Origin of the sequence: Mucilaginibacter sp. CAU 1740 (assembly GCF_039839285.1) — a bacterium.
GTDB lineage: Bacteria > Bacteroidota > Bacteroidia > Sphingobacteriales > Sphingobacteriaceae > Mucilaginibacter.
This window is the reverse complement of sequence record NZ_JBDOQS010000007.1, coordinates 151,880-174,255: the sequence shown is the minus strand read 5'-3', so window position 1 is coordinate 174,255 and position 22,376 is coordinate 151,880. Positions and strand designations below refer to the sequence as shown.

The window sequence follows — 22,376 nt, the reverse complement described above, 5'->3', positions numbered from 1 at the left end:
ATAATGATGAGCGATTGTTAAAAGTGTGACATCGGTCAGTTTTTGAAGCCTGAGGCCTGCATAGTTTTGGCAACCGGAACCTCGGTTCCTTAAAACAAAAATTTGCATGAGCCATACATTTCATATCCCGGTATTAGGATTAGGATATTCTGTTGATACACCATTAAAAGTAGCTCGCTACGGCATCTCGTCGGTTATGTCTATTGTTGATGATGAGCTGGTTGAGCGGATGCGGGAATATCATACAATAAACAACAATGAGCTATTTACCCCTATCCCTAAATTAGCACCCGATGCCCGCGCCAGGCGAATCACTGCTTATCTTAACCTGGTACACCAACTGGCCAGTCAACAATTTGAACAGCTTAAAAACGAGCCTTTCGAACCGGACACCGATATCACCCGGTACTTTGAACTATTGCCCGATTCATCGCAGCTTAAACAAGGTTACGAGTTGATGCTGGATTACCCGGATAACGAACGCCGGCAGATCTTCCAAAATATCCTCCGCAACAAAATGACCATGGGCGCTATCGATGTCAACATTATGTCGAAGGTGGATAAGATGAATTTTGATGCTGATGGCAATTACCTTGGCGATGAAAACACTGATGCGCTTGCCGCCTTACGGGGATTTGTGAACAGCACGCTGCGATCATCTATCATATTATCGGCAGGCATGAACCCCAGGTTATATAGTTATCTCGAAACATTCGGTGAGTTTTTACCGGATGGCGAAGGTCATTTCAAAAAACAGATCATTTTGAAGGTAAGTGATTTCCGCTCGGCATTTATCCAGGCTAAATTCCTGGCGAAAAAAGGCTTATGGGTATCCGAGTTTAGGGTTGAATCGGGATTAAATTGCGGTGGCCATGCCTTTGCTACCGAAGGATTTTTATTGGGGCCGATATTGGAAGAATTTAAAGAGAAACGGGCCGAAATGACGGCCGAACTTTTTCAATTATATCAAACAGCTTTAGCATCGAAAGGTATCAGTTGCGAAACAACACCTCAGCAACGCCTAACCGTTCAAGGCGGCATCGGTACAGCCGAAGAAAACGACTTTTTGATAGAACATTATCAGGTTGATGCCACAGGTTGGGGAAGCCCGTTTTTACTGGTTCCCGAAACTACCAATGTTGATGAACAAACGCTGATGCAGCTTGCAGATGCTTCGGCAGATGATTTTTATGTAAGCGGCGCTTCACCATTAGGCATCCTTTTCAATAATTTCAGGCCAAACACAATGGAAGAGCTACGCCTTAAACGCCTGCAAATGAACCGCCCTGGCAGCCCATGCACCAAAAAATACCTGGTCACCAATACCGAGTTTACTGAGCAGCCTATTTGCACCGCATCACGCGAGTATCAGCATTTAAAGATCAAACAATTACAATCGCTTAAACTGCCCCAGGATGAACTACAGCAACAGGTTGATGCTGTTACCGAAAAAATTTGCCTGTGTGAAGGGCTATGCACATCGGCCTATATAAAAAACGATATCCTGAAGCCGAGGGAAACACCGGCCGTAGCCGTGTGCCCCGGCCCTAACCTGGCCTACTTTAACCGGTTATACACGCTTGATGAAATGGTAAAACACATTTACGGCAAACTCGATCTGCTGGATAAAGTAAAACGTCCGCATATGTTTGTTAAAGAACTTGAGCTGTATGTTGAGTATTTACAGGCAGATATCAAATCGCATTTATTAAACCTGACGGATAAGAAAAAGAAGCAACTGGATAAGTTCAGGGCACAGTTACAGGAGGGGATCGGCTATTATAAGCAGTTATTTAACCGCCCGGCAGAATTGATAGGCTTTAATATGGATTGGGTTGAGGATTTGAAGGGTTTTGAAGATGCTTTGAATAGGTTGGTGATTTTCTGATCTAAAACGTATAAAAGTCGTCGTTGCGAGTGAGTCAAAGCCGAAGCATCTGTAGGGAATATGATATTAGGCGGGTGGGCCTGTCACCCTGAGCTTGTCGAAGGGTCGCGCGCAGAAGCCTGCCCACCATGCTTCGACAAGCTCAGCATGACACCCATTTTTAAACATATCATGGATAGGTACGAAGCAATCCCCAGGGAGCAGATGGGCTATTCAAATCGCCCAGTACAATCGGGGATTGCTTCGTACTTTATAATGACCTGGGAATAAGATTTATTTCCCTGTAACCCTTTCCGGCATTTTAAATACCAGCGGCTTTTCGTGACGTAGTATTTTGGCTGCTTCACCGGTTAGCCACAGGTAGGTATCGGATGGTTTTCCATCCATATTAATAAAAGCCGTACCCGTACCATCCCCTACTTTAGGCGGATTATCCGATCCTTTAAATATCGCGGTACCTTCGTTCACTTCGTCAAACATGGCTACATAGATCATCTCAGCCCCGGCCGATATAGCGGTTGATAACATCTGCCAGTAAAACTTGCCGCCTTGTCGTGGAATAGAACCTACCGGTTTCACATCATCCGGAAATTCATAACGGCTCAGGTTGTGCCAGCTGAAACCGGGATATACGCAGGGCACATAATCCAGGTGGTTATCGCGGCACCATTTAATATCATCGATCACATCGTCGCGGTACCTGTCCATATCATTATGCAATAAGGGCGAGTATCTTTGTACGCTCCATGGCAGTACAATATCACAACGTTTAATTATATCGTGCAGGTAAGGATCATTAATACAATCGGCCCTTAAAGTCCGCCATGAGTTTGGTACGCCTATCATTACCGCACATCCACCATAAACCGGGTCGTTCTTCAAAAAATCAATAAAACGCTCGATGCCGATGTTGCGGATATTGTATGGCCTATCAGGAAAGCCAACTCCCCAAATAGTAACAACAGGTTTGCCGTTATGGTACAGGTAGGTATTGGTACCCTTAGGATTGGTTACTTTCAGCTCATCAACCAGGTATTTCCAATCGTCTATCAGGGTTGAGCAATCCTCACCCTTTCCGGCAAGGCCCGACAGATCATACATCACCGCGATGGCTCTTTTATAAGTTGAGGCCGCTTCGAACGCGTTTCGAAATACTTTGTCGTCTTTCCGGTTTTCGGGGCGGGCGTTATTGAAAAAGCGCTGCATAAATACGCCATCTACACCGTATTGCTGCATCCATTTAAAATGCAGGTCGGCAGTGCTTTTATCTACCGAGCTGAAAAATTTTGCAGGTTGCCCATCGGCCAATTTAAATGGGGTTGGGTAGGTTTTGGAGTACTCGCTTACATCGGGCCACATATCAATGCCCGATCGCTGTTCATTGCCATAAGCAAAATGGGTTGCACCGCTGCCATCGCCCTCGGCCCTAAACCATCCCTGGTAGCCGGCCATTACCAATCCTTTGTAACTTGGATATAAAGTTGTTTTGGCATGCCTGGTTTGCGCGCTGGCGGTGGTGAAAAAGCATAGGATCATCCAAATACATAATGTAATTTTTGTTCTTCTCATAGTTTACTTGTTTAGTACAGGTGTTGGTTAATACACCGTGCCGAAGTTCACACAGAAGCTTAACAAAAAATTAATTATGGACTAATGGCGGGCAAATCATCAAAAAAAATCGATCAAATATTAAAATTGAAGCTAAGTAAGGTAGAGCGTTGCCATAATTATATCGACATAACTTAGCAAGCTCCATTTTAAACGTCAAAAGCCGACTACAAATATTCCGGCTGTCCCTACCGCGATATCTGTAACCGACTTTTAACTTAGATCTTTATAAGCCCGACTTACTCCGTCGGCCTGTCTTCACCATGCAGGTTATGACTTACCTGACCGTGGTGTAACTTGGCGGCAAGTGCTGATGAACTATCATCGGCATAAGCACCATAGGCATTTACCAAAACCCCTCTCAGGTGGTATTTATCCGATGATACCGCGTACACAATAGAGGTATCCGATGGATTACTTGCGCCTTCGAAACGGTAAAACTCATCTATCTCAAAATCATCGGCAGTCATGTGGATATCTTTGTCCTTATCGTCGATGGTATCGCCCTCTAAACTTAAGTTTGCTGTATATCCCCGCTTAAGCAGGTCGTTAGTGGCATCCACTAAGGTTTCATAATTTTTCATGGTGATGGTTAATTAAGGTAATTGGATAATCCCGTGATCACCCTTGTTTAATTATAACTTAAAACCCGGGGTGGTTGTTTGCAGTAGATACAATAAAAAAGTCCTGCTACTTTCGTAACAGGACCAAACTAACTGTAAAATAATCCCATCGCGGGAAAAAACTTTATTTATTGCGCTTTAGCCAGCCAGTATGAAGCATTTAAATGGAATGCAGAATGTGAGGTAAAGCCAGATGGCGCATCGCCCGACCAACCGTTGAACAGATTATCGCCGGTATCGCCTGTGCCGTCATCAGCATCCGAGCTATCACCGATCCAAACTACACGGCCAGAGCCGTAAGTTGCCAATAAAGCCATTGCGTTAGCAGTACCACCATTGGTAGCGCTGTTACGCCAGAATAAACCTTGTACGCTTGAGTTATTGGTAGGGAACAAAGTTGCGGTTGAACCATCATAGAAAGCCATTTTTGAAGCCGCACCAGCTGCGCCGTTCAATACTTTTTGCGCGTTGGCGTTAGTGCCTGTGTACACGTTTGTTGAAGGGCTTTCGTTAATATCAACATAGTTTACGCTGAAACCGAATGGGTTATTATTGTTGATGCCGTTGTTGGTCATCAGATCGTTCCAAACACGTGGTGAGTCGTAACCATCGCCGTCACGATCTGATGGGTTGTAACCGTTTGCATCAGTACCTGCGGTTGTAGCCGCGGTATGGTCGGCAATCATGAATAAACCGCCGCCGTTAGCTACGAAGTTCATTAAAGCAGTTTTTTCTGAAGCGGTGAATAAACGGTTTGGCTCGCAAACGATGAATACGTCGTAGTTGCTCAGATCCTGTGCGCCACCACCACCGTAAGTGATAGCTGTACCTACAGGCAGGGTTTCAACCAGTTCGCCTTTTTTAACCAGTTCAACTGCCCAGGCAGATAATGCACCTTTCCAATAAGTTTCGGAAGTTGATGCGGTGATGCCTGTGTACGATGGTGTTGGGATGCGTTGAGCTTTGGTTTCGGTAGTGGTACCGCCGGTGTAAATGGCTACCTGCTCGGTGCCATCGGCATCAATCTGCCAATCGGCGCTGCCCGCGTTTTCGAGGTGACTGGCATCAAACAGGAATTTTTTACCTGCTATTACAGTACCGCCACCACCACCGGTGCCGCCACCCGCGTTGTCATTAACAGTGATATCGTCAATATTGATACGGTTGCTGCCGCCGGTTAGCTTGCGGATCTCTAAACGTACATTACCGGTTTGGGTAATAGTAAAAGTAGAGGTTGCCAGGCTGGCAGTTGTAGTGATTGCCGAACCAGACTGCGCCCATGATGAGCCACCGTTAGTTGAATAGAACAAGCCCCATGTGCTTGGCGTATCTCCGCTATAAGTGGCACTTTTAATGGTTACTGTGCTGATGCCTGTGGTAACATCAAACAACATGGTAATTTTACCGGTGTTACGGATCCGGGCGCTCCATGAGCCGGCTCTTTGATCGGCTGCGAGATTGCCGATCAACGCATCGTACAAATTCCATGAACTTCCTGAAAGGGTTACGTTGTCGCCACTTGACGAGCCGGTTGGCGATACATCATAAGCAGTTTTTGGGCTGGTTGAACCCACTTCAAAGCCTTGAGTAAGGGATACGGCTAAGGTTTTGATTGTTTTTGATGTGGCGGTTGGTTCGGTATTGGCATCTTTTAGTCCAGCTACTTCACCGTTTTTTTGGCAGCTTGTTGCCATCATTGCTGTCGCGGCAACAGCCAATACCCATAACCTTGGGTTAGTAAATTTTAACATAGTGTTTTTAGGTTTTAATGTATAAGTTAACAATATTAAGTTTTACGGTAAAAATGTAAAAAAGTTGATACCGGGGTATTTTGATTTTATTAACTTTTTATTAAGGAAAGATGGCTAAACCGATATACTAAACGTAGTGTTCAATTTTTAAAAGTGTAAACACTTGTTCTTTTTGAAAAATCAATCACATCTGATAATCAAATGGTTACGTTTTGAAAAAGGATCAAATCCACCAGACTGAACATATAGCTACTAATAATCAATGAGTTATGATTTTTAAAAAGCAAAAGTTGAACACTTGATTTTTAAAACATTGAACGCTGACATGATTTTGGAAGAAAAGGATGTAAGAGGTTCTACACGCGTATGCGCCTTGAACTATTGCTGCAAGATATAACATAGACCGAAATGGCTTGGTGCAGACGATCAAGATCCTATCAAAGCTACCCTGATGGGAAAATAAGAAATTCTGGCAGGACGGAAATTGGGCTTTAATTGCAAAGATTAAAACGCGCGTTTATGTTATATAAGCGCCAAGCCTATAACAGCGGCTTGCGCCATGCGAAAACGCTTGTGAAAAGAGTATCTACGTAAAACAATTTCCACCTGCTTTAAAAACGATCAGGGATTAAATTTCCAAAAATCATTAAAATACACCGGATAATTGGCACCGCCTGCGAATTTGCTACCTGCCCCAAGGCCGAAATATAGGGTATCAGCAACAACAAATCCAGTCGCGGCCGTTCTTTCTTGCCCCTCAAAATCATCCGTTTTACTCCATTTATCTGTAGTTGTATCGTATATCAATACAGCTTTACGAAACTTGAGGTTTTCGCTTACTCCACTGATCACATAAATTTTAGTTCCTTTAACAAGAGCAACCGGACTATATAGCGCTTCGATAACATCGGCTTTTTTAGTCCATTTGTCCAAAGCAGGATCATACTCCCAAAAATCGCTTACCACATTGTCTGTATTTACACCTGCACCAACGTAAGCTTTTCCGTTAGCAGCAACACCAATCATTTCGGCGGTACCAACTCCAGGATAGTCTGTTAGTTGTACCCATTGGTCTGTAGCAGGGGTGTACTTCCACAAATCTTGTTTGGTTTTTAAAAAATTGCCCATCAGATACCCGTAATTACCTATTGCAAAAGATACAGCGCCCTGTCTTTTGCTGCCTGGAAAATCATTTTTTTGTGTCCATGTATCGTTTGATGGATCGTATTCCCAAAAATCGTTTTGAAGCAAACCTGTACTATAATTAAACCCGGTACCGAGATAGATTTTATTATTTACAGAGAAACCGGCCATCATCCCCATTCCACTTCCCGGATAGTTTTTTAACTGAATCCATTTATCGTCAGTTGGATTGTATTGAAATACGTTGGCGATATTGTTTCCGGCATCTACCTCATATTCGCCACCAACAATATAGCCTTTATTATTGCTCGAAAATCCAAATGTCCACCGAAGGGCGGTACCCGGGTAATTCTTTAACTGCTTCCAGCCCTTTGGTTCTTCTACCTTCGGTGTATCAAGTTTATCATTCTTAACCGGGTCAACATGATGTTTTTTACACGAAATTGTAGCGAACAGTAACAAAATCGAAACTATTGTCAGGTTTAATTTAGGCATGATAATACAGGTTAGTTTCCGTAGTAAAGATAAATCAAAAACCACAAAAACAATACATAAAATACTAAATTCCAAACGATTAACACTTAATCCCTTTGTCTTTCAAAGGGGTAGTGATAGGATTACTGAAGTGCTCCCCGGCTAACTCATGTCAGATGGATCAGCACGATGCATACAGTTCAAGATATTCTAAGGGCAATCCAGATAGAACGAGACGACATATTTTTTCATGCACAAAAAAAGAGCGGCCCGTGGGTCGCTCTTTTCATTATATATTGAGTTGTTATTTTAGCTTATTTAGCCGCCTCGGTTGTTTCTTTTGCCGAGTTCAGGAATACAAACTGTTTATCAAACATATCGATCTTGATGGTATGATCTTTATCCACCGTACCTGCCAGGATCTGTTTAGATAGCTCGTTCAGGATCTTTTTCTGGATCACACGTTTTAGCGGACGGGCGCCAAATTGCGGATCATATCCTAACTGGGCCAACCAATCCAAAGCTTCGTCGGATGCATCGATGGTTACCCCCATTTCGGCCAGAGTTTGTTGTACCTGTTTAAACTGCAGTTTAACGATATCATGGATCTCATCGCGGTTAAGCGGGGTAAACATGATGATCTCATCAATCCTGTTCAAAAACTCCGGACGGATAGTTACCTTCAACAGGTTAAACAAATCGTTTTTGGTTTTGGCAACCAGTTCGTCCCGGTTCTCATCTTCCAGGTTCTGGAAGTTTTCCTGGATGATGTTTGAACCAATATTGGAGGTCATGATAATGATGGTGTTTTTAAAGTTCACCACACGACCTTTGTTATCGGTTAAGCGGCCATCGTCCAGCACCTGCAACAGGATGTTAAACACATCCGGGTGCGCTTTTTCAATTTCATCCAGTAGTACCACGCTGTAAGGTTTTCTACGAACGGCTTCGGTTAACTGCCCGCCTTCATCATACCCCACATAGCCCGGAGGCGCTCCTATCAACCTCGATACAGCATGGCGTTCCTGGTATTCACTCATATCTATCCTAACCAGCGCGCTTTCGTCATTAAACAGGTACTCGGCCAAAGCTTTCGCTAATTCCGTTTTACCTACACCTGTTGTACCTAAAAATATGAACGATCCAATTGGCCTGCGTTTATCCTGCAAGCCGGCGCGGCTGCGGCGGATAGCATCACTTATCGCTTCAATAGCTTCCTCTTGCCCTGCTACACGCTTGTGCAGTTCGGCTTCAAGGTTAAGTAGTTTTTCGCGTTCGCTTTGTATCATTTTGCTCACCGGGATGCCTGTCCAGCGGCTTACCACTCCGGCAATATCGTCGGCGGTAACTTCCTCTTTCAGCATGCGGCTGTCGCTTTGATTTTCCTGCAGAGCGGCCTTCAGTTTTTCAACTTCGGCCTGAGCCTGTACTATGGTTCCGTAGCGTAGTTCGGCTACTTTACCATAATCGCCGGCGCGTTCCGCCTGCTCGGCTTCCAGTTTGTAGTTTTCTATCAATTCAACTTTGGTGTTGATACCGTCAACCAGGTCTTTTTCACCTTTCCATTTGGCACGTAACGAATCGCGTTGTTGCGATAGGTTGGCAATTTCTTCGCTCAGTTCGGCAACCTTGCGGTCGTCTTTTTCACGTTTAATGGCTTCGCGTTCAATTTCCAGCTGCATAATGCGGCGTTCAAGCTCGTCAACCACCTCTGGTACGGAATCCATTTCCAAACGGAGTTTTGAAGCGGCTTCGTCCATCAGGTCGATAGCTTTATCCGGTAAAAACCTGTCGGCAATATAACGTTGCGACATTTCTACCGAAGCGATGATCGCCTCGTCTTTGATCCTCACTTTATGGTGGGTCTCGTAACGTTCTTTCAAACCACGCAGGATAGAAATAGCATCGGCAGCATCCGGCTCTTCAACCATCACTTTCTGGAAACGGCGTTCCAGCGCTTTATCTTTTTCCAGGTATTTCTGGTACTCGTTCAAAGTAGTGGCACCTATCGAGCGCAGTTCGCCACGGGCTAAGGCCGGTTTCAGAATGTTTGCGGCATCCATTGCACCTTCGCCACCGCCTGCACCTACCAGCGTATGGATCTCATCAATAAACAGGATGATCTCGCCATCGCTTTGGGTAACTTCTTTTATAACGGCTTTCAGGCGTTCTTCAAACTCACCTTTGTACTTGGCACCGGCAATCAGCGCGCCCATATCCAACGAATATACTACCTTGGTTTTCAGGCTTTCGGGAACATCACCTTTAATTATCCTGAAGGCAATACCTTCGGCAATGGCGGTTTTACCAACACCTGGTTCACCCACCAAAATAGGGTTGTTTTTTGTACGGCGAGATAAGATCTGGATCACACGGCGGATCTCATCATCCCTGCCGATAACCGGGTCCAACTTGCCCGAACCTGCGTATTCATTAAGGTTACGAGCGTATTTGTTTAAGGCATTATAAGTAGCCTCGGCGTTTTGATCGGTAACTTTGTTATCGCCACGCAATGCAACAATGGCTTTTTTCAGGTCTTTTTCGTTGACGCCTGAGTCTTTTAAGATAGTGCTCACCGCACCGCCTGCTGCCAAAATGCCTAAAAGGATATGTTCAACAGATACAAACTCATCCTTAAACTCTTTTAAATACCCTGTAGCTTTTTGCAAAGCCGAGTTTGCTTCAGACGACAGGTAAACATTGCTCCCGCTCACTTTGGGGAACGATGCTATCTGGGCATCAAGCGTATCATTTAACCTGTTAAGGTTAACGTTTAATTTTTTTAATAAGTAGCTAATTACGTTTTCATCAACCAGCAGCAAACCTTTAAGCAGATGCGCGGTCTCAATTGCTTGCTGTTGGTTACCAACAGCAATTTCGGAGGCTTTTTGAACCGCCTCCTGGGCTTTTATGGTAAAGTTGTTAAAATTCATAGTACTCAGTGTTAATCAAATTATCGGCCAGTGTAGCGCTTATGAAAAATTGTCATTCAATATTAAATTAAAATGACAGTTTGCCATAACAATTAACTATTTAGCTGTATGTAACACTAACAAAGAACAGGGCAAATTGTCGGTTTGGTCTCTAAAATATTCAGAGGGCTTAATCCTGAGTTGACACACATTATCTTCAGCTGTGAGAGGCTGACATACGAGGAATGGTGCTTTATTTTTCAGTTCGAAATTGCAAATAAGAGTATCCCTAAATTTTCGCCCTGAAACTTTTCTTAAAAGTTTCAGGGCGCTATACTTCAAGCAAACATCAATAGAAGGATTACAATGGGTCCTATCCTCCTAAAGCTTGGTAACGTTATAGTTGCGAGATACGCGGACGAGATGGTTTTCCGGCTGCTTATTTAATCATCCAATTTATCTACCTTCACTAAATTAGAGGTCCAGGCAAGTCCTTTTCCGCCATTTCTTCCGTCAACCACGCCACTTGTTTTCATCGTTTTTCTGTCATTACTCAAAATGTAATGATTTGCATACTGCCTGCCCTTAAGATCGTAGGTAGCGTTAGGTCTCGCATCGGTGATTGTTAATACATAAATATTGTTTGATAACACTTTAAAAGTACCGCTGTGTGTAACAACCTGCACATCATTTTCTTTTGACATGTTGAAAAAACTCCCGTCCGACCTGAAAATAACGTGAGATCCCGGATTGGTCGTATCGTTCCAGATACCCACAAACGGTTTAATTTCTTTCTGATTAGCCTTTTCTACTGTTCTGCATGAAAAAGTTGTTAATACGGCTGCAAGAATTGCGATAGATTTAAGAGATTTCATTAACGTGTGATTTTGGTTTTATGATGTGTAAATTATATCCATTCCTTTTTAAAAGAACAATTAAAGTTCGTTAAAGGGTATGATATCTTTTGACCAGATATTTAGTAAAAGGGTTAATCACACTCCGTCACATTCCTGTTACAGCATTTGAAAATATTTTCATAATTTTGTTTTAATCCAGATAAAAACTACTTGAACACCCGTTTCTTTTTTAACAACCTGCCGCTTAGGTACCGTGCGCAGTACCGAGACTATTATACTTACCAAAACCTTATTGCGGTAAGGGCGGCAAGTATGATTTTTTTGGTGCTTAACGTTATTATCAGGGTGCTGTACCTGGTGTTCCCGGTAAGCCTTACCAAAGCGCAAAACTTTCCGGAGTTTAACTTCAGTAACTGGATCTTCATTATTGTAACGCCAATATTTCTTATCTCCAGCAACCTGTCCATCCTCAACTTTAAAACCAAGAAAAAGGCTACGCCAGGCATGGCCATGCTGGTGTTTTTATTTGCGCTTTATATTATTGTTTGCGGGATGTACTCGAGCTTTATTGCCACATCCGATCCGAGCAACGCTCTTACACTTTATTTGATAGCCCTTTGCCTCATTAGCGTGATTTTTGTTTTTGAATACTACGAAACTGTATTCTTATTGGTGTCTATCGAATTATTTTTCACTTCGCTACTCATCTACAGTCAAACACCCGCTACTGATATGCTGTACAACCAGCTGATCTCGGCCATATTGCTTTCGGCATTTTATTTTACGTCGAGGTATTTTTTTACTTATAAGGCCAATTATTATTTGCAGGTAAACGAGATCCGCGAAAAGAATGCCGAAATTGAAAAGGCAGGCGAGTTTAAAAACCAGGTTTTGGGCATGGTAGCACATGACCTTCGCAACCCAATAGCCGCCGTAGAATCGATAGCGATGATGATGGAACTGGATGATGTGGACGAAGAAACGCAGGATAATATCAACATGATGAAAGCCTCCTGCGCGAAAGCCCGGAGCATTATTGGTGATTTGTTGGAAGCCGCCCGCGATGAGAACATAGCCATTTTTGAAACCCGCAATACCGAACTTAACCAAATGCTCACCAGTACAGTTTCTGACTGGCGGTTACAGCAAAACAACAAAGTAAATGTGGTATTCAGCAGTTCGGCGAACCCTGTTTTTGCCGAGATCAACCACGAAAAATTTCACCGGGTTATTGATAACCTCATCAGCAACGCTGTGAAATTTTCGAAAGACCGCGACCGGGTGGACGTTCGTCTGTCGCAACAAAGTGATTCCATCACCATCGAAGTACAGGATTACGGTCTGGGCATCCCGGCCAATATCCTCCCCGAAATCTTTAACCGTTTTTCAAAAGCGGGACGTACAGGTTTACGTGGCGAAAAATCAACCGGATTGGGACTTAGTATTGTGCGGCAGATAGTTGAAAAACACAAGGGCACTATCACCGTAACCAGTGCCGAGGGGGCAGGATCGACATTTACTATTAAACTGCCTGTTGCTGGGGCTATGGCTTTGGGGGATTTACTGAAGCCGAGTAGTAATGGGGCTAAGCAAATGGCGTAATCGATTCGCCACTCCCGTCATGCTGTCCGCTGGTTAGCGGATCAGCACCCCACGGGACAAGTCTACGATTTACTTAGCGGTTGGCTTAGCAAGTGGGATGTTGAAATAAATTCAACATGACCGTATTTTTTTACACCTCTTTATCTTTATAAAACCTACCATCAAAGTTCACCAAAAACAACTCGATAGTAGCGCGGGTTAACGCGGTATAAAACCAGCGAAGAAAATCCATGTTGATCATCTCATCCGTCAAATACCCCTGATCAACAAATACAGCATCCCATTGGCCACCCTGCGCTTTATGGCAGGTTATGGCATAAGCGAATTTGATTTGCAGCGCGTTATAGTATGGGTTCAGCTTCAATTCGTTATGCATGGCGCGCTTGCTGGGCAGGTGCTCGTAATCCTTCATCACTTCGGTATAAAAACGCTTTTGATCTTCCTGGCTTAATGCCGGCGAATCGGCATAAATGGTATCCAGCAATACCTTACAATCTAAGGTAGGATCTTCCGAGTAGTCAATAAATTCCAGCTGCACATCGGCAAACCTAAAACCGTACATATCTTCGGTGCGGCGCACTTTTACTATCCGGGCAATATCGCCGTTAGCTATAAAGGCAGTGCTGGCTTCCTCTTTATCCTGTAACCAGAAGTAATTGTTTTTTACGATCATGATTTGGTCGCCGCCGGTTAGTTCTTCTTCACGGTAGAGGATGCGGTTGCGGATCTGGCCATTGTATTGATTTGCGTTTTTGTTTGATCGGCAAATCACCAGTGTACGATCGTGACCGTATTTTCTGTAGGCATATTCAAGGCCTTCGGGCAGGCGTTCGCCAGTCATGCGGTAAACATCTTTATAGCCTTTGGTAACGATTTGCGGAGCTTCAACCTCTTCTGTCCTGATCAGGTCACGAACATTGGTAGCATTAAGCAAAATACCCGAGTTTTTTTGCTGACGCAATACTTCGGTAAGCTCGTAGTTAAAAACGGTAAGCCCAAACTTGTCGCTCATTAATTTGGGATCGAGCGCGGGGCTTTCGTCCGCTCCTACAGGTGGTAACTGGGCCGTATCGCCAACCAGCACCAGTTTACAGTTCTTATCATTGTAAACGTACCGCAGCAGATCAAACAATAAGGATACCTGGTTGTGGCTGTTGGCTTCGTCTGATATCATGGAGGCCTCATCAACAATAAACAACGTGTCGCTGGCCAGGTTATCTGCCAAAGCAAAACCCTGATCCATGGTTAAAGCCGATTTTGCGCGGTAAATCCGCTTATGGATAGTAAAAGCTTTCCGGCCCGAGTAATTGGTAATCACTTTGGCCGCCCTACCGGTTGGTGCCAGCAAAACGGCCTTGTAGTTGTAATTACGCAGGGCTTTTACCAGCGCGCCTACAATGGTGGTTTTACCCGTACCGGCGTAGCCCTTCATAATAAAGCACTCGTCGCCATCATTGCTTTGCAAAAACTGGTGCAAGCGGCCAAATAACTCCTCCTGTTGTTGGGTTGGCTGATGCGGGAATGCTTTACGGATATGATCTGGAGCTGACACCCTGCAAAAATGATGATAAGTAATTTAATTCAGTAAGATTAGTTTTACATTTGGACCATGGAATTTGAAAATAACGACGAACAAAAATATAGCGACGACGATTACGTAGATATTTACTCCAGGAGGGCGATATTTTGGTTTTCGTTTTTCAACATCATATTTGGCGGCGTATTATTGGTTATCAATTTATACAACGCAGGTTATAAGAGGGCAATAGCGGGAGTTTTGGCTTTTATTTTAGGTTTCACCTACCTGTCATCGTTAGCTATACTGTATTCAGGCATCGATTTAAAATTGATCACTGGTGCTATGGAAGCTACTTATAAAGGCAGTCAGCCAACTCCGCAACAATTAACCGCTCTATTTTCGGTGGCCGGGCTTAACATTGCTTTTGGGCTGATTGGCGCACTTATTTTAAGTCGCGGATTTTTCAAAAGGTACTTTCCTGATGATGATTACTATCCAAAACCTGTGGGTTTACCAATTTTAATATTCATTTTATTAATGTTCCTTACCCGGATCGTATAATAAATAAAGCCCCCTTTACAGATAAAAACGGGTCGACTAATTCAAGCCAACCCGTCAGATAGTTTAATTAACAGTAAGTATATTACGATTATTTTTTTGAATAGGTTTTAAAAAATAAAGGGAAAACACTCGCTGTTTTCCCCTTAAACTATTAATTAAATACAAGACTTAAAAATAAATTACAATTTTATAAAAGTTCCAAAACTCTACTGTTAACTTAAAAAAAAGTTACCCAACTGTAAGAAAACAAAACAGGCTGACCGCTTAAAGTCAACCCGTCGGATATTCAATTAATAGTACTGTTTGAATACTTTTACAGAAAATAAATTAACACATAGATATTAAAAAATAAGGGATAAACATCACTGCTTACCCCTAACTATTAATTAAACTTTTCAGTTCCCCTAAACTGAACATGAATAATTACGAAACATAATTATTTATGTTTCAATTAATTACAAAACGTTCGGAATTGCACACTTTTTCTCATTTTTAGCACACGTATAATTTAGGGAAAAATTTTGTTGATTAGTTTGCTTCACTAGGCCGCACAATTAATTTATAGTTATTGAATGATTTATGAGATAGCGCCTCGGATAATAATAGCCACTTCGCTAATTGGAAAAATTTGGTAAGCATTTGTAATACCAATAAAATTTATCCAAGTCATGCCACTTTGCATTCGGCCTTAATCTTTGCCAAGCTAAACCTTTCATCACATATATTTGATGGATTATCTGTTAAACCATTTTTTATTTTCCTCGTCTTTGCAAAGTTTAAGTTCTTTGTAAATAAATTCTGCCATATTTGTACTGTAATAACAGTAGCATTTTATCCTGTTTTCTTGTCCTCTTATTGCTTAGTAAGTGCCTAATCGACATAAAATGAAAAAATGTTACTTTTACTAAAACAGGTATGAGCGAAGACAATTACACTTACCACGATGATAACTTTAGCCTGGATAAAACAGAGGGCTATACCCTACTGATCCAGGTTGAAAACGATTCATTTTCATACGCTATAAGCAGCAATGGCCATCTAATTGCATGGTCGGAAAACCATCCTTTGGATGAACTGAGCGATCCGCAGGAACTGCTCGACCTCCTATCGGCCCGCTACCACCAGGTAATTATTGGTTTGCCTGCACAAAACTTTACGCTTGTACCTGCCGAACTGGCTACCAGCGAACGCCTGCCTAACATAGCGCGCTTTTTAGATGTTAAGGCCGATACCACAGTACTGGCCCAGGCATTGGATAACGAAAACGTTATTGTGTACAAAACCAATGGTGCTGTAGTTAGCGCCGCCGAAGAGTTTGGTATGCGCAACACGGTTTATACTTCAAAAGGCTGGTTAACAGCTATAGCGCAAAACAATCCAGGCAATAACAACCTGTATATCAACATAGAAAACAATAAAGCCGAGCTAACCCATTTTGCTTTAGGTAAACTGCGCTTTTACAACATCTTTGATTTTAACAGCGATGATGAGCTAACGTACTTCGCCGTGCTTGCTGCTAACGAGCTTAACCTCGACCCCAAGTACACCACTATATATTTAAGCGGCGATATTGACGAGGACGATAGCAAACTAAGCCGCCTTGCTGAATTTTTCAGAAAAGCAGAAGTTAATACATTACAGGTACTTGAACTGCCTAAAGAAATTGTACCTCACCGGGTATTATCAATAGCAGCCCTTTCATTATGCGCATCATCGGAGGTAGCCTAAAGGGCTTACGGCTTAATCCGCCAAAAAATTTACCGGTTCGTCCTACTACTGATCTGGCTAAGGAAGCTTTGTTTAATATCCTCCTTAATCAAATTGATTTTGAAAGCATTAAAGTGCTGGATCTGTTTAGCGGTACAGGCAATATCTCGTTAGAGTTTGCTTCACGAGGTGCAGAACAGGTTATTTCTGTTGATAGAAGTATCCACTGTGTTAACTACCTGAAAGATACCTCGCGCCAGCACCAGCTAACGCAAATAAAAACTTACCGCGAAGATGTGTTCAAATACCTGAACATCGAAACCGAACAATACGACCTAATATTTGCCGATCCGCCGTACGATCTGAACCGGATCCCGGATCTGCCCAAAGTAGTTTTTGAACGTAACCTGCTTAAACCTGATGGGTTGCTGATTGTTGAACATCAATCGATGCAAAATTTAAGTAATCATCCAGCTTTTGTTGAGCAGCGAAAGTATGGGCACTCGTCGTTCTCATTTTTTAAAAATCCATAGCTTTACTTTTCTCTTTCATAACCTCAACCTATTCCTTTCATGAAAAAAATTCTAATTACCGCTCTGTTATTAGTAACAGTTAATTTGGCTGGGGCGCAGATAAGCGTGTTTAGTACTTTTATAAACGCGCACATCAATCCTGACATAAAAAAGCAAATTGAACCACTCAATAAAAAACTTATTGAAAACCTGGCATCAAAAAATACACCGGGGGTTAAACAATTAATGTCGCCGGTAGTAATTGAACGTTCGGGAGATAAGCTAAGCGCCATTGTAGATACCATTAGCAACGGAATGCGATCTGCAGAATATAGTATCATAGATGAATATTATACCATAAACACAGCCACAAATGCCCGAAACACCCTAACAACGGGCATGGACAATAACAGCGGTTATTTTATAAACTACCAGGCATTAAACAAAGAAATGTTTACCGCGCTGCTTGCCATAAAAAACGAAACTACAACTTTGATGATCCTGGCTATTTACGGTAAATACGATGATGGATGGAAGCTGAATATTTTGAATGCCGGTGCATATCAACTATCAGGAAAAACAGCGCAGGATTACTATAACGAAGCAAAAAAGCACTATGACAATGACGAGCTTTTGGACGCCACTGATGAAATGGTGCTCGCAGCACGGATTGGCACCCCGGGAGGGCGATATTTTAGCTACAAAAACCTTGAAATAATGAACGCATTTCGTGAAAAGGTAATTAAAGAAGCGAATCAAAAATACAAGCTGCCGATATCCATAGATGATATCAAAACCCACCCGCAAATTTTTTCGGTGGTACCGCAATACATCAGCGGCCCCGATGGCGGCTTCTTTCCATACGTAGCCTACAAAAGCAATATCGACCTTAATGACACCACTGCGCTTAAAGCCGAGAATGACGCTCTTCAAAAAGCAACTGCCGTTATATTTAAGGGCATCACTCAAAACAATAGATACATTTTGTACCGTGCTTTCAGAGATTTACCCGGCCCGACCGCTTCAAAAGAAAGCTATGGCTTTGTGCAAAAGGTGCAGTAGAAAATATTTATTCATTAATCCCTAACACCAAAAGGCCTTTTTCGAGAAACCCGGCAATCTTGTCGTCAGAAGCGTTAGTTATAAGCGCATTAACAACATCCAGGCCTGCAAAATTCAGATAGGTTTCGCGCCCTATTTTACTGTCATCGCAAAGGATGTAGGTATAACCGCTACTTGCGGCGAAAGCGGTTGTGATTGAAGCTTCGTTTTCACTGTTGGCAAATAGGCCCGCGGCAGCAATTCCGTCTACACCCAAAAAGGCTTTATTAGCCCGGTATTTATTGATGTGCTCGATAGCTGTAGTGCCATGTACTGCCCGGCGTTCTTTATCCAGTTCGCCTCCTATTATATTAACGCTTGCGGCACTATCCTGAAGCTCATATACTACCGGTAACGAATTGGTGATCACCTTTATTTTTTTGTTTTTGATAAACTGGCAAAGCCTGAAAACAGTACTGCCGCAGTCCATAAATATAATGTCGCCGTCATTGATCTGAGCGGCTGCCCGGCGGCAAATGGCATCTTTAACATCAGCATTTTGGGCGCTTTTATTAACAAAAGCATGAGGCTTTTGCAGCGGGTTAACTTTTACGGCCCCTCCGTGCGTGCGGTATAGCAAGCCATCGGCAGCAAGCTGGTTCAGATCTCGCCGGGCAGTTATTTCTGAAATTTTGAGTTGGGCGGCGATCTTTTTAATATCAACCTCGCCATCCGCCTCAAGCGTTTCCATTATTTTTTGTTTTCTGCTTTGAAAGTTCATTTGAATAAACTTAATTTGTTCAAAAATAATCAATATCGATCAAATTCAATCAAAATAATGAAACATATTAATATCCTTAAAACCGAGGTGCTGGCAAACTTCAAATATATCCTCCGTAAAATCACCTATGAGGCTACCCGAAGCGATGGTACTACATCGGTACAGGAACGCGAAACTTATGATCGCGGCAATGGAGCAACTGTACTGCTTTACAATAAAGAACAGGCAACGGTAGTGCTCATTAAACAATTCAGGCTCCCTACCCTGCTTAACGGCAATCCCGGCGGAATGCTGATAGAAACCTGCGCCGGCCTGCTTGATAAGGACAATCCCGAAGAATGCATTAAGCGCGAAATTGAAGAAGAAACAGGCTATAAAATAGCCGACGTAAAAAAAGTAATGGAAGTGTATATGTCGCCCGGATCGGTTACCGAGATCCTATATTTTTTTGTGGCCGAATACCAGAACGATATGAAGCACAACGATGGCGGTGGTTTGTTAGAGGAAGACGAGGATATCGAGGTGATGGAACTTCCTTTTGCAAAGGCTATGGATATGATAAACACCGGCGAGATAAAAGATGCCAAGACCATTATGTTGTTTCAATATGCGGAGATAAATAAGTTAATTGGGTAAGTGGTTGATTGAGTGAATGGTTAATTGTCTGAACTCGAATTTGGGGGAATTAAGAGATTAACAGAATACTTAAGCAAATTCGATAAATTCTCAAAATTCGAGTTCAGACAAAAAATCGGTGTAATCAACCCATAATCGGTGTAATCCCAAAAACAAAAAAACAACCGCTCACCCAATCAACTTAATCAACCATTCACTACTTTTACCCCATGAAAACAGCGCTTTTTCCCGGCTCGTTCGATCCGATCACCAAGGCACACGTTGATATTGTAAAACGCTCGGTTGAGTTGTTTGATAAATTTTATATAGGGATAGGTGTAAACAGCAGTAAAAAAGGCCTTCTTACTATTGAGCAGCGTGAACAAATGATCAGGGCTGTTTTTGCGCACGATGAGCGCATTCATGTAGTGGCCTACGAAGGCCTTACGGTAGATTTTTGCAAAAGCATTGGCGCGGCTTATATGATCAGGGGCATCCGCACGGTATCTGATTTTGAATACGAAAAAGCCATCGCCCAGATGAACCACTCGCTGGCACCTGATATCGAAAGCATTTTTATAGTAAGTAAACCGGGCTATTCGTCTATTAGCTCAACCATTGTACGCGAAATTATCCGCTACAGCGGCGATGTAAGCCAGTTTATTCCGAAAGAGGCATTACCTTATTTGTAACCAGCTTTTCTTTGTGCAATACATCCATAATTGATGGGAATGTATTTTCAATAATGGGCTCGATGTGTTCTTTTTCAAACCAGCGCACATCGGTTATCCCCTCCTCTTTTTGAGGTTTTAATTTATCTTTGGCTTTGCTTTTCATGGCATACCAATAGGTTTTTTTAAGCACCACCTCTCCCCTGTTAACATAAACGTGGTAGGTTTTGCAAATTTTTTCGTTAAGCTCGCTTACTTTAATACCGCATTCTTCTTCAACCTCGCGCACAGCAGCTTCTTTTACACCTTCATCTTTTTCTATTTTGCCTTTAGGCAGGTCCCATTTATCATTACGGTAAATGAACAGGTACTGGCCCTTAGTGTTCATAACCAGGCCCCCGGCAGCTTCAATTAGTGTAATGCTTTTTTTAACGGCCTTAAAATACACTTTGGCATTGGCGGTTTTAATGTAGAAAAGCTTGTTGGGATTAGCGAGGATCCAGGTGTATATAATTTTAAGGTCAAAGGTCTCAGCATCAAGCTTTTCAAAATTATCTGCGTGTTTTGGTTCAGATTCTGTGATGAGGATAACCTTTTCGTTAATATAAATTCTGTATTTTTGAGCCATGTTTACTAATAATGAGATCGAACAACAAGTAGCCGAATTCCTGCTGCAAATTAAAGCAATTAAATTACAACCCAATAATCCTTTTACATGGGCATCGGGCTGGAAATCTCCAATTTACTGCGATAACCGCGTTACACTTTCTCATCCAACCATCCGTACCTATATCAGGCAACAATTAGTTGCTGCCATACAGGAAAAATTTGGCTCGGTTGGTTGCATTGCGGGTGTGGCTACTGCCGGTATTCCGCAAGGTGCATTAGTAGCACAGGAAATGGGGCTTCCATTTATCTATGTACGTTCAAAACCAAAAGAGCACGGTACAGGCAGTATGATTGAAGGCGACACGGCAACCACATCTGGCAAACGCGTTGTTGTTATTGAAGATCTGCTATCTACCGGCAAAAGCAGCCTTCAAGCCGTTGAGGCACTACGTGCTGCCGGTTATGATGTTGCAGGCCTTGCCGCCATATTTACCTACGGTTTTGACGTTGCCGACGAAAACTTTAAGCAAGCCAACTGCCCTTTTGTAACGCTATCAAACTACAACGCGCTTATTAAATACGCTGTAGAAAATCAGTACATCTCCGAAAAAGATGTAGATCTGTTAAAACAATGGCGCGAAAACCCATCTGTTTGGGGCGTAACTGCAAACTAAAACCGTTGATTTTTTTGATTACGTTGATTTCGCTGATTATTTGACAGGCGGATTTCCCTTGTCTCAAATCACATATCTAACATCTCATATCTACCATATGAATACGTTCACCAGCAAAGTAAGCATCAATAAACCATTAAATGAGGTTTATGATTTTTTGGCCGATTTTAATAATCACCAAAAGTTGATGCCAGATAATATACAGGAATGGGCTTCAACTACTGATGAAGCCCGTTTCAACATCCAGAATATGGCTAAGCTTGCTTTGAAAATAAGCGAACGTATTCCCGGCGAATTGATCACCATTATCCCTGCCGAGAAACCACCGTTTGATCTGGAATTAAAATGGTCGTTATCTTTCGACAACGACCATACTGATGTTTTATTTACGATCGGCGCGGAACTGAGCATGATGATGAAAATGCTGGCATCAGGCCCTCTCCAAAAATTAGCCGATCATGAAACACAAAGCTTGCTTGATTTATTAAGCTAACAATGTATTTCTGAAGCTAAAGTATATTAATATACTTTGCGTTTTTGTGTATTGTTGATGGCTATTACCACATTGATGATAATTAAACCTACGATTAATGCTCCCATGACCATTGTTAATTTTTATTAATTAATGCGTTATACTAAATGTTAGTCAAAGGTTGTACCATGATGTTATAATTGGCTTATATGGTGTTTTAACGAAGCTTTTGCATTTTTAGTTTACATTAAATTATCATTTTTGTGTAATTGTATGCCCATAAGCTATATTTATGGGGAAAACTATCGTTCCCCGAAAATCCACAACCACAATATCGCCACGAGATATCGTTAAAA

The 22,376-nt window shown here is 42.5% G+C and carries 19 protein-coding genes; 10 read left to right on the top strand and 9 right to left on the bottom strand.

Annotated elements, in window-relative coordinates; all coding sequences use genetic code 11:
• Positions 1 to 106: 106 nt before the first annotated feature.
• Positions 107 to 1,888: a hypothetical protein gene (locus tag AAFN85_RS16630; RefSeq protein ID WP_347528728.1), complete on the top strand. Its 1,782-nt coding sequence runs from the start codon at positions 107 to 109 to the stop codon at positions 1,886 to 1,888.
• 273 nt (positions 1,889 to 2,161) lie between these two features.
• Here the strand turns inward: AAFN85_RS16630 and AAFN85_RS16625 are convergent, their stop codons facing one another.
• The 6 genes from AAFN85_RS16625 to AAFN85_RS16600 all read right to left on the bottom strand — a co-directional run bounded on the left by AAFN85_RS16625 (position 2,162) and on the right by AAFN85_RS16600 (position 11,274).
• Complete coding sequence (locus tag AAFN85_RS16625; RefSeq protein WP_347528727.1) at positions 2,162 to 3,457, bottom strand: glycoside hydrolase family 71/99-like protein; 1,296 nt, start codon at positions 3,455 to 3,457, stop codon at positions 2,162 to 2,164.
• A 278-nt stretch (positions 3,458 to 3,735) separates the two neighbouring features.
• On the bottom strand, positions 3,736 to 4,080 hold the full coding sequence (locus AAFN85_RS16620) for a phosphoribosylpyrophosphate synthetase (RefSeq protein WP_347528726.1): 345 nt from the start codon (positions 4,078 to 4,080) through the stop codon (positions 3,736 to 3,738).
• A 167-nt stretch (positions 4,081 to 4,247) separates the two neighbouring features.
• Complete coding sequence (locus AAFN85_RS16615) at positions 4,248 to 5,870, bottom strand: hypothetical protein (protein WP_347528725.1); 1,623 nt, start codon at positions 5,868 to 5,870, stop codon at positions 4,248 to 4,250.
• Between the two features lie 621 nt (positions 5,871 to 6,491).
• Complete coding sequence (locus AAFN85_RS16610; RefSeq protein ID WP_347528724.1) at positions 6,492 to 7,508, bottom strand: kelch repeat-containing protein; 1,017 nt, start codon at positions 7,506 to 7,508, stop codon at positions 6,492 to 6,494.
• Between the two features lie 293 nt (positions 7,509 to 7,801).
• The gene (clpB, locus tag AAFN85_RS16605) at positions 7,802 to 10,420 is read right to left on the bottom strand and encodes an ATP-dependent chaperone ClpB (RefSeq protein WP_347528723.1); all 2,619 of its coding nucleotides are present in this window, start codon (positions 10,418 to 10,420) and stop codon (positions 7,802 to 7,804) included.
• A 422-nt stretch (positions 10,421 to 10,842) separates the two neighbouring features.
• Complete coding sequence (locus AAFN85_RS16600) at positions 10,843 to 11,274, bottom strand: hypothetical protein (protein ID WP_347528722.1); 432 nt, start codon at positions 11,272 to 11,274, stop codon at positions 10,843 to 10,845.
• Between the two features lie 192 nt (positions 11,275 to 11,466).
• Between AAFN85_RS16600 and AAFN85_RS16595 the strand changes: the two genes are divergently transcribed.
• Complete coding sequence (locus tag AAFN85_RS16595) at positions 11,467 to 12,858, top strand: HAMP domain-containing sensor histidine kinase (RefSeq protein WP_347528721.1); 1,392 nt, start codon at positions 11,467 to 11,469, stop codon at positions 12,856 to 12,858.
• A gap of 130 nt (positions 12,859 to 12,988) precedes the next feature.
• Here the strand turns inward: AAFN85_RS16595 and AAFN85_RS16590 are convergent, their stop codons facing one another.
• Positions 12,989 to 14,410: an AAA family ATPase gene (locus tag AAFN85_RS16590; RefSeq protein ID WP_347528720.1), complete on the bottom strand. Its 1,422-nt coding sequence runs from the start codon at positions 14,408 to 14,410 to the stop codon at positions 12,989 to 12,991.
• Positions 14,411 to 14,467: 57 nt separating this feature from the next.
• On the opposite strand from AAFN85_RS16590, the gene AAFN85_RS16585 reads away from it, so the two are divergent.
• From AAFN85_RS16585 to AAFN85_RS16570, 4 genes are all read left to right on the top strand, one after another.
• Positions 14,468 to 14,938, top strand: a complete 471-nt coding sequence (locus AAFN85_RS16585) for a hypothetical protein (RefSeq protein ID WP_347528719.1) — start codon at positions 14,468 to 14,470, stop codon at positions 14,936 to 14,938.
• Between the two features lie 915 nt (positions 14,939 to 15,853).
• Positions 15,854 to 16,666 carry a DUF3822 family protein gene (locus tag AAFN85_RS16580; protein WP_347528718.1) on the top strand — a complete coding sequence of 271 codons (813 nt, stop codon included), beginning with the start codon at positions 15,854 to 15,856 and terminating at the stop codon, positions 16,664 to 16,666.
• Positions 16,642 to 17,178 (top strand): 16S rRNA (guanine(966)-N(2))-methyltransferase RsmD, encoded by a 537-nt coding sequence (rsmD, locus tag AAFN85_RS16575; RefSeq protein WP_347528717.1) that lies wholly within the window; start codon positions 16,642 to 16,644, stop codon positions 17,176 to 17,178. The genes AAFN85_RS16580 and rsmD overlap by 25 nt, the downstream gene beginning before the upstream one ends.
• Positions 17,179 to 17,217: 39 nt before the next feature.
• Complete coding sequence (locus tag AAFN85_RS16570) at positions 17,218 to 18,219, top strand: hypothetical protein (protein ID WP_347528716.1); 1,002 nt, start codon at positions 17,218 to 17,220, stop codon at positions 18,217 to 18,219.
• 7 nt (positions 18,220 to 18,226) lie between these two features.
• On the opposite strand, the gene AAFN85_RS16565 is transcribed toward AAFN85_RS16570, so the two are convergent.
• Complete coding sequence (locus AAFN85_RS16565; RefSeq protein WP_347528715.1) at positions 18,227 to 18,979, bottom strand: DeoR/GlpR family DNA-binding transcription regulator; 753 nt, start codon at positions 18,977 to 18,979, stop codon at positions 18,227 to 18,229.
• Between the two features lie 57 nt (positions 18,980 to 19,036).
• Here AAFN85_RS16565 and nudK point away from each other — a divergent pair, with 57 nt between their 5' ends.
• Positions 19,037 to 19,615 (top strand): GDP-mannose pyrophosphatase NudK, encoded by a 579-nt coding sequence (nudK, locus tag AAFN85_RS16560; RefSeq protein ID WP_347528714.1) that lies wholly within the window; start codon positions 19,037 to 19,039, stop codon positions 19,613 to 19,615.
• Between the two features lie 209 nt (positions 19,616 to 19,824).
• A complete protein-coding gene (gene coaD, locus AAFN85_RS16555; protein WP_347528713.1) occupies positions 19,825 to 20,286 on the top strand; it encodes a pantetheine-phosphate adenylyltransferase in 462 nt (153 codons plus the stop codon).
• Here the strand turns inward: coaD and AAFN85_RS16550 are convergent.
• On the bottom strand, positions 20,255 to 20,893 hold the full coding sequence (locus AAFN85_RS16550) for an NUDIX domain-containing protein (RefSeq protein WP_347528712.1): 639 nt from the start codon (positions 20,891 to 20,893) through the stop codon (positions 20,255 to 20,257). The genes coaD and AAFN85_RS16550 overlap by 32 nt on opposite strands.
• On the opposite strand from AAFN85_RS16550, the gene pyrE reads away from it, so the two are divergent.
• Both pyrE and AAFN85_RS16540 read left to right on the top strand, forming a co-directional pair.
• Positions 20,892 to 21,548, top strand: coding sequence for an orotate phosphoribosyltransferase (pyrE, locus tag AAFN85_RS16545; RefSeq protein WP_347528711.1), 657 nt, complete (start codon positions 20,892 to 20,894; stop codon positions 21,546 to 21,548). The genes AAFN85_RS16550 and pyrE overlap by 2 nt on opposite strands.
• 97 nt (positions 21,549 to 21,645) lie before the next feature.
• Positions 21,646 to 22,041, top strand: coding sequence for an SRPBCC family protein (locus AAFN85_RS16540; RefSeq protein WP_347528710.1), 396 nt, complete (start codon positions 21,646 to 21,648; stop codon positions 22,039 to 22,041).
• Positions 22,042 to 22,376 lie beyond the last annotated feature (335 nt).

Coding starts and splice junctions, on each gene's coding strand:
- AAFN85_RS16630 (WP_347528728.1), top strand. CDS start 107: ATGAGCCATACATTTCATATCCCGGTATTAGGATTAGGATATTCTGTT.
- AAFN85_RS16625 (WP_347528727.1), bottom strand. CDS start 3,457: ATGAGAAGAACAAAAATTACATTATGTATTTGGATGATCCTATGCTTT.
- AAFN85_RS16620 (WP_347528726.1), bottom strand. CDS start 4,080: ATGAAAAATTATGAAACCTTAGTGGATGCCACTAACGACCTGCTTAAG.
- AAFN85_RS16615 (WP_347528725.1), bottom strand. CDS start 5,870: ATGTTAAAATTTACTAACCCAAGGTTATGGGTATTGGCTGTTGCCGCG.
- AAFN85_RS16610 (WP_347528724.1), bottom strand. CDS start 7,508: ATGCCTAAATTAAACCTGACAATAGTTTCGATTTTGTTACTGTTCGCT.
- clpB (WP_347528723.1), bottom strand. CDS start 10,420: ATGAATTTTAACAACTTTACCATAAAAGCCCAGGAGGCGGTTCAAAAA.
- AAFN85_RS16600 (WP_347528722.1), bottom strand. CDS start 11,274: ATGAAATCTCTTAAATCTATCGCAATTCTTGCAGCCGTATTAACAACT.
- AAFN85_RS16585 (WP_347528719.1), top strand. CDS start 14,468: ATGGAATTTGAAAATAACGACGAACAAAAATATAGCGACGACGATTAC.
- AAFN85_RS16580 (WP_347528718.1), top strand. CDS start 15,854: ATGAGCGAAGACAATTACACTTACCACGATGATAACTTTAGCCTGGAT.
- rsmD (WP_347528717.1), top strand. CDS start 16,642: ATGCGCATCATCGGAGGTAGCCTAAAGGGCTTACGGCTTAATCCGCCA.
- AAFN85_RS16570 (WP_347528716.1), top strand. CDS start 17,218: ATGAAAAAAATTCTAATTACCGCTCTGTTATTAGTAACAGTTAATTTG.
- AAFN85_RS16565 (WP_347528715.1), bottom strand. CDS start 18,979: ATGAACTTTCAAAGCAGAAAACAAAAAATAATGGAAACGCTTGAGGCG.
- nudK (WP_347528714.1), top strand. CDS start 19,037: ATGAAACATATTAATATCCTTAAAACCGAGGTGCTGGCAAACTTCAAA.
- coaD (WP_347528713.1), top strand. CDS start 19,825: ATGAAAACAGCGCTTTTTCCCGGCTCGTTCGATCCGATCACCAAGGCA.
- pyrE (WP_347528711.1), top strand. CDS start 20,892: ATGTTTACTAATAATGAGATCGAACAACAAGTAGCCGAATTCCTGCTG.
- AAFN85_RS16550 (WP_347528712.1), bottom strand. CDS start 20,893: ATGGCTCAAAAATACAGAATTTATATTAACGAAAAGGTTATCCTCATC.
- AAFN85_RS16540 (WP_347528710.1), top strand. CDS start 21,646: ATGAATACGTTCACCAGCAAAGTAAGCATCAATAAACCATTAAATGAG.